Source organism: Mycobacterium sp. NPDC003449 (assembly GCF_053588415.1).
In genome coordinates this window covers 1-5,544 of the sequence record NZ_JBSFPX010000303.1, presented here as the reverse complement: position 1 = coordinate 5,544, position 5,544 = coordinate 1, and the positions used below count along the sequence as shown (strand labels likewise).

Sequence of the window (5,544 nt, the reverse complement as noted above, 5' to 3'; positions counted from 1 at the left end):
AAACCAGCAGGTCGTCAGTCGGAAGGTGGGTCATCACCAGCGGCGAACGAGCAAGACCATCCTCACCCGAACCGGTTGGACACAATCAATGTCGGTGGCCCGTCATATGGTTTGCAACAGTTCGATCACACGTTCTATCAATCGAACATGTGAGCGACTATATTCGAACACAGGAGCGAATAAGCCGGACCGAAAGGCACTCAGATGACCATCCTCGAAATCCCCGCCGACCGTCGTCGCAGCGCCGTGCGGGCCACGCCGCAGCAGGCCCGCCCCAGGGGTCGCGCCCCGCGTTCGGTCCACCGGCCGAGCCCGGTCCGGCCCGGTGGCGCTGCGCTGCAGCACCGCGGGACCGGCATCCTGATGTCGCGGGCATCGCACCATCGCCGGCCCATCACCCCGGTCACCACGGTGTTGTTGGCGCTGGTGGCTGCGGGGATCACGGTGTGGCTGGGCCTGGTGGCACAGTTCGGTGGTGTGATGGGCCCCGCGGAATCGGTGCCGAACGAGCTGGCGGTGGTGCAGGTCCACACCGGTGAGTCGCTGCAGGAGGTGGCCCGCCGGGTGGCCCCCGACGCTCCGGTGGCGCAGGTGGTGCAGCAGATCCGCGATCTCAACGAGCTCGAATCCTCGGCGGTCGACGCGGGTCAGACGCTGGTCGCGCCCATCCACCGGCCGTGAGGTGAGCGCTGAAACGCCGTGGCAGCCAACGCCGCTCGTAACGGGCGTGGCCACCTATCGGCCGCTGGGCCCGGCGGTGCGTCGCGTCGGAGCGGCGCGGGTACGCTCAAGAGCGCTCGAACTAGTTCTCTGGCGGCGTGGCGAAGGAGCGGTGATGCACTGTCCGTTCTGCCGTCACCCCGATTCCCGGGTGGTCGATTCCCGGGAGACCGACGAGGGGCAGGCGATCCGGCGCCGGCGGTCCTGCCCGGAATGTGGCAGGCGATTCACCACCGTCGAGACGGCGGTGCTGGCGGTGGTCAAGCGCAGCGGGGTGACCGAGCCGTTCAGCCGGGAGAAGGTCGTGCGCGGCGTGCGGCGGGCCTGCCAGGGCAGGCAGGTCGACGACGACGCATTGAACCTGCTGGCACAGAAGGTCGAGGACGCGGTGCGTGGCCTCGGCACCCCGGAAATCCCCAGCCATGAGGTCGGTCTGGCCATCCTGGGCCCACTGCGCGAATTGGACGAGGTCGCCTACCTCCGGTTCGCCTCGGTGTACCGGTCGTTCTCCTCGGCGGAGGACTTCGAGCGCGAGATCGAGACGCTGCGGGCGCACCGCAGCTAGCCGCCGCTCAGTCCAGCCGCGTGGTGCCGTCGTTGACCGTCCGGCCCGCGACCCGCACCCAACCCTCCGGGCTCCACTGGGTGTGGATCACCGAGCCCTTGCCCTGGACGATCGTCAGGTCGCGGCTGAGGAAGTCGGTGATCCGGACCGCCGCGGAGCCGGTGGCCTCGTCCTCGGGTACGCCCAGGTTCTGGGCGAACAGCCGGGATCGCAGCAGACCCTTCTCCTCGTCGATCCAGGTCCACAGGTAGTTCTCGACACCGTCGGAGTACTCGTCGGGCTGTGCGGCCATCAGGTCGTCGGTCGAGGCCAGCTGGTGGATCGCGAACTCCGGCGCCCACTCCGATCGCGCGCTGATCGCGGCGAAATCCCCGTCGTAGGAGACCTGCACGATGCCTGCGGGCACCTGCAGGGTGTTGACCGGCAGTCCGGTGTCGCGCAGCCACCACGAGGCGCCGACGGTCGGGTGCCCGGCGAACGGCAGCTCGGTGACCGGGGTGAAGATACGGGCATGCGCGGTATTGCCACCCGGCTGCGGCAGGTCGACGAATATGGTCTCGCTGTAACCCAATTCGGTGGTGATCCGCTGCCGGTCGGCGGGCGCCACGGTGCTGTTGTCCACCACGCCGAGCGGGTTGCCGAACTTGCCGTCGGAATCGGTGAAAACGCGCAGTACGGTCACGACGATGGCCATGAACCGATGCTACGTGGTGATCAGGTGGCGCTGCGCTCGTCGCTGCCCATCGCGTCGAGCACCGCGACCTGGGTGTCGAGCGGGCCGCTGATGTTCGATTCGCTGATCCCGGTGCGCAGCAGATCGCGCAGCACGTCCTGGTCGTAGACCGCGGGCTGGGTGGAATCGATGAACCGCTCGGTCACCTCGACGAAGCGGTCCGGGTCGTCGTGGAACGGAAAATGGCCGGACCCCTCGAAGATCTCCAGCCGCGAACCGGGCATCGCGGCGTGCGCCATCCGGCCGTGGCCGACCGGGATCACCGAGTCGGAACTACCCCAGATCAATTGCACAGGAACAGATTCGGTGAGATAACAGCGGTCGAGCATGGTGACCACCTGGCCGCGCCAATCCACAACGGCGCGCAGGGTCCTGGCGAACGCCGATGATGCCGTCGGCTCGGGCAGATCGGCCAGGATGCGCAACATGTCCGGAATGTCACGGCCGACACCGGTGGATCCGAACAGGGTTCCCGCGGCCCGGCCGACGATCCGCAGCGCGGGCAGCACCAACGGCAGGCGCAGCAGCGCCAGCGCCTCACTGCCCATCGGCAGCGACGCGACCCGAAGGGCGACGTTGACGTCCTTGGTGACTCCGCCCGAGCCGACCAGGATCAACCGATCCACCAGCTGGGGGAACTGGTAGGCGAACTGCATCGCCACCCCGCCGCCCAGCGAATGCCCGACGACGGTGACCCGCTCGATGTCGAGGACGCTGAGCAGGTCACGCATCCCGTTGGCGTAGGCGGCCACCGAGTAGTCCGCGCGGGGCTTGTCCGAGCGGCCATGGCCGAGCAGATCCGGCGCGATCACGGTGAACCGCCGCGCGAGCGCGGACTGAATGGTGTGCCAGGTGGTCGAGTTGTCGCCGATGCCGTGGATCAGCAGGATCGCCGGGCCGGATCCGGCCACCCGGAACGCCCGGCGGTAGCCGTGGATGGTGCGGAACTCCAGCGCGGGAGTGAGGTCGCGCACGGTCCGCAGCGTGGGTCTGCGGTCGGTCATCTTCGTCAACCTCGCTGTCGGTCCTGCCTGCCGGTGCGGGCGACGGCCCCGGATTCAGGACCTCTCGCCGTACCCGTCCCCGAACCCGTCGCCGTGACCGTCCTTGAACTTGTCGTCCTTGAACTTGTCACCGGCCTGCTGGGCGAGGAACCGTTCGAACTCGGCGCCCAACTCGTCGCCGCTGGGCAGTTCCTCGTCTCGGGCCAGCAGGGATCGGTTCTCCTGTGCGGCAACGAACGCATCGTACTGGCGCTCCAGCGCGGTCACCACCTGAGCGACCTCGGCACTGGCCTCCACCTGCTCGTTGATCTTGGTGTACACCTCCGCCCCGGCCTCCGACAGCGCGGCCAGCGGCAGCTGCAGCGAACCCGTCCTGGCCACCTCGGCCAGCAGCGCCTCGGCCGCGGGCGGATAGGCCGTCTGGGCCAGGTAGTGCGGCACGTGCACGGTGTACCCGACCGCCTCGTGGCCGTGTTGGGTCATCCGGAACTCCAGCAGGTTGGACACGCTGGCCGGGACCTGAACCTCGCCGACCCACGGGGTGTGATCGGCGATCAGCTCCTTGTCGTCGGAGTGCGCGGTCAGGGTGACCGGGCGGGTGTGCGGAACGGCCATCGGGATGGTGCCGAGGCCGATCACCCGCCGCACCGCGAGCTGCTCGGCGAGCAGCCGGACCGCGGTGATGAAACGTTCCCAGCGCAGGTCCGGCTCCAGCCCCGCGAGCAGCAGGAACGGTGTGCCGACGCTGTCGTGCAACGCGTACAGGTTGAGTTCGGGTTCCTCGTAGCCGGTGAAGTGGTCGGTCTTGAACGTCATCAGCGGGCGCCGCGACCGGTAGTCGAGCAGTTCGTCGATGGCGAACGAGGCCACCAGCTCGGTGTCGAGCGTGTTCTTGAGGTGCTCGGCGGCCAACCGGATGGCGTGGCCGGCGTCGGAGAAGCCCTCCAGCGCGTGGATCAGCACCGGCCCGCGACCATCCGACGTCGAGAGCTGCGGAGCCGGGAATTCGAGCTCGTACATTCCGCTCTGATCGGGCTGATAGTGCTGTTCGGGGTTGTCGGTGCCATCGGACATTCGTATCGTCTCCTCGCCACGGCAGCCGATCCGGTCATCGCCGCGATCCTCGTACCGTGTCATCTAGTGTCGCGCATTCGCGTGCCACGGGCGCACAGCGCCCCGCATATCCGTTCGAACGTACTGGCCCCCGGTCGTCATTCCGGCCGGGAAATGCCGAATCGGGCAAGATCAGTGAATATGCGGGTGGTCCGGACGGTTTCGACGGCGGTCGCGCTGGCCGCGGCCGCGGCGGCGTGCGCGACGGCCCAGCCCACCGCCGCCGTGCCGCCGACCGGCGCCGCCGCGGAGCCAGGGGACCAGGCCCAGATCGATCGAGCGGTACCCGCCCGAGCCGATCCGAGGGTCGGCGCGTTGTTCCTTGGCGGTGGCCCGGTCCACACCTGCAGCGCCGCGGTGCTCGGTGACACGACCGATGATCTGATCCTGACCGCCGCACACTGTCTCGTCGACGGCGTCGACACCACCTTCGTACCCGGTTTCCCCGACGGCGGCGACGACCGGGTGTGGCGCGTCACGGCGACCTATCTCGATCCGCGCTGGCTCGCCGATCAGCAGCCCCAGACCGATTTCGCCGTCGCCAGGGTCAGCAGCGACGGAGGCGGGTCGCTGCAGCGGCGCGCCGGCGGGGGACTGTCGCTCGGCTCGGCTCCGGCCGCGGGCAGCGCGGTGACCGTCACGGGCTATCCGATGGGCGACGGCGGCCCGCTGGCCTGCCGCGGCACGACGGCCGTCGCACCGCAGGGATTCCCGTCGCTGCCGTGTGCGGGTCTCACCGATGGGTTCAGCGGCGCGCCGTGGGTCACCGGATCGACGGTCACCGGACTGGTGGGTGGGCTCGACGGCGGCGGCTGTGACGACGACGTGTCTTATTCGCCGCGGTTCGACGACGCGGTCCTGCGGCTGCTGGCGCGGGCCGAGGCCGGCGGACCCGGTGACGCCGCGCCCACCGCGTTCGAATCCGGCTGCTAGGCCCGGAACTGGTTGAGCGCCCGCAGCTTGTTCATCACGTCCAGCGCCGCGACCTTGTAGGCCTCCGAGAACGTCGGATAGTTGAAGACGGCGTCGACCAGGTACTCGACCGTTCCGCCGCAGCCCATCACGGCCTGGCCGATGTGCACCATCTCGGTGGCGCTGGTGCCGAAGATGTGGGCACCCAGCAGCCTGAGGTCCTCGGTGGACACCAGGAGCTTGAGCATGCCGTAGGAATCGCCGGCGATCTGCCCGCGGGCCAGCTCGCGGTAGCGCGACACCCCGACCTCGTAGGGGATCGCCTTCTTGGTCAGCTCCACCTCGGTGGCGCCGACATAGGACACCTCCGGGATCGAATAGATCCCGATGGGTTGAAGGTCGGTGATGCCCTTGGCGGGCTCGCCGAACGCGTGGTAGGCGGCCAGTCTGCCCTGGTCCATCGAGGTGGCGGCCAGCGCGGGGAAACCGATGACGTC

The 5,544-nt window shown here is 68.9% G+C and carries 6 protein-coding genes and 1 pseudogene; 3 read left to right on the top strand and 4 right to left on the bottom strand.

Annotated features, from left to right (window positions below; all coding sequences use genetic code 11):
* Window positions 1-204 precede the first annotated feature (204 nt).
* The gene (locus ACWDTP_RS37100) at window positions 205-681 is read left to right on the top strand and encodes a LysM peptidoglycan-binding domain-containing protein (protein ID WP_450028206.1); all 477 of its coding nucleotides are present in this window, start codon (window positions 205-207) and stop codon (window positions 679-681) included.
* Between the two features lie 154 nt (window positions 682-835).
* A complete protein-coding gene (gene nrdR / locus ACWDTP_RS37095) occupies window positions 836-1,285 on the top strand; it encodes a transcriptional regulator NrdR (RefSeq protein WP_450028205.1) in 450 nt (149 codons plus the stop codon).
* 7 nt (window positions 1,286-1,292) lie between these two features.
* Here nrdR and ACWDTP_RS37090 read toward each other — a convergent pair whose 3' ends face one another.
* Genes ACWDTP_RS37090 through ACWDTP_RS37080 form a run of 3 tightly spaced genes read right to left on the bottom strand, consistent with a single transcriptional unit; the run spans window position 1,293 to window position 4,096 of the window.
* Window positions 1,293-1,979: a PhzF family phenazine biosynthesis protein gene (locus ACWDTP_RS37090; protein ID WP_450028204.1), complete on the bottom strand. Its 687-nt coding sequence runs from the start codon at window positions 1,977-1,979 to the stop codon at window positions 1,293-1,295.
* A gap of 20 nt (window positions 1,980-1,999) precedes the next feature.
* Window positions 2,000-3,022: an alpha/beta fold hydrolase gene (locus ACWDTP_RS37085; protein WP_450028203.1), complete on the bottom strand. Its 1,023-nt coding sequence runs from the start codon at window positions 3,020-3,022 to the stop codon at window positions 2,000-2,002.
* 54 nt (window positions 3,023-3,076) lie between these two features.
* Window positions 3,077-4,096, bottom strand: coding sequence for a proteasome assembly chaperone family protein (locus ACWDTP_RS37080; RefSeq protein ID WP_450028202.1), 1,020 nt, complete (start codon window positions 4,094-4,096; stop codon window positions 3,077-3,079).
* A 180-nt stretch (window positions 4,097-4,276) separates the two neighbouring features.
* Between ACWDTP_RS37080 and ACWDTP_RS37075 the strand changes: the two genes are divergently transcribed.
* Window positions 4,277-5,068, top strand: coding sequence for a trypsin-like serine peptidase (locus tag ACWDTP_RS37075; protein WP_450028201.1), 792 nt, complete (start codon window positions 4,277-4,279; stop codon window positions 5,066-5,068).
* On the opposite strand, the pseudogene ACWDTP_RS37070 reads toward ACWDTP_RS37075, so the two are convergent.
* Window positions 5,065-5,544 (bottom strand): annotated as a pseudogene (locus ACWDTP_RS37070) (Si-specific NAD(P)(+) transhydrogenase); the annotation flags it as partial. The gene ACWDTP_RS37075 and the pseudogene ACWDTP_RS37070 sit on opposite strands and share 4 nt — an antisense overlap.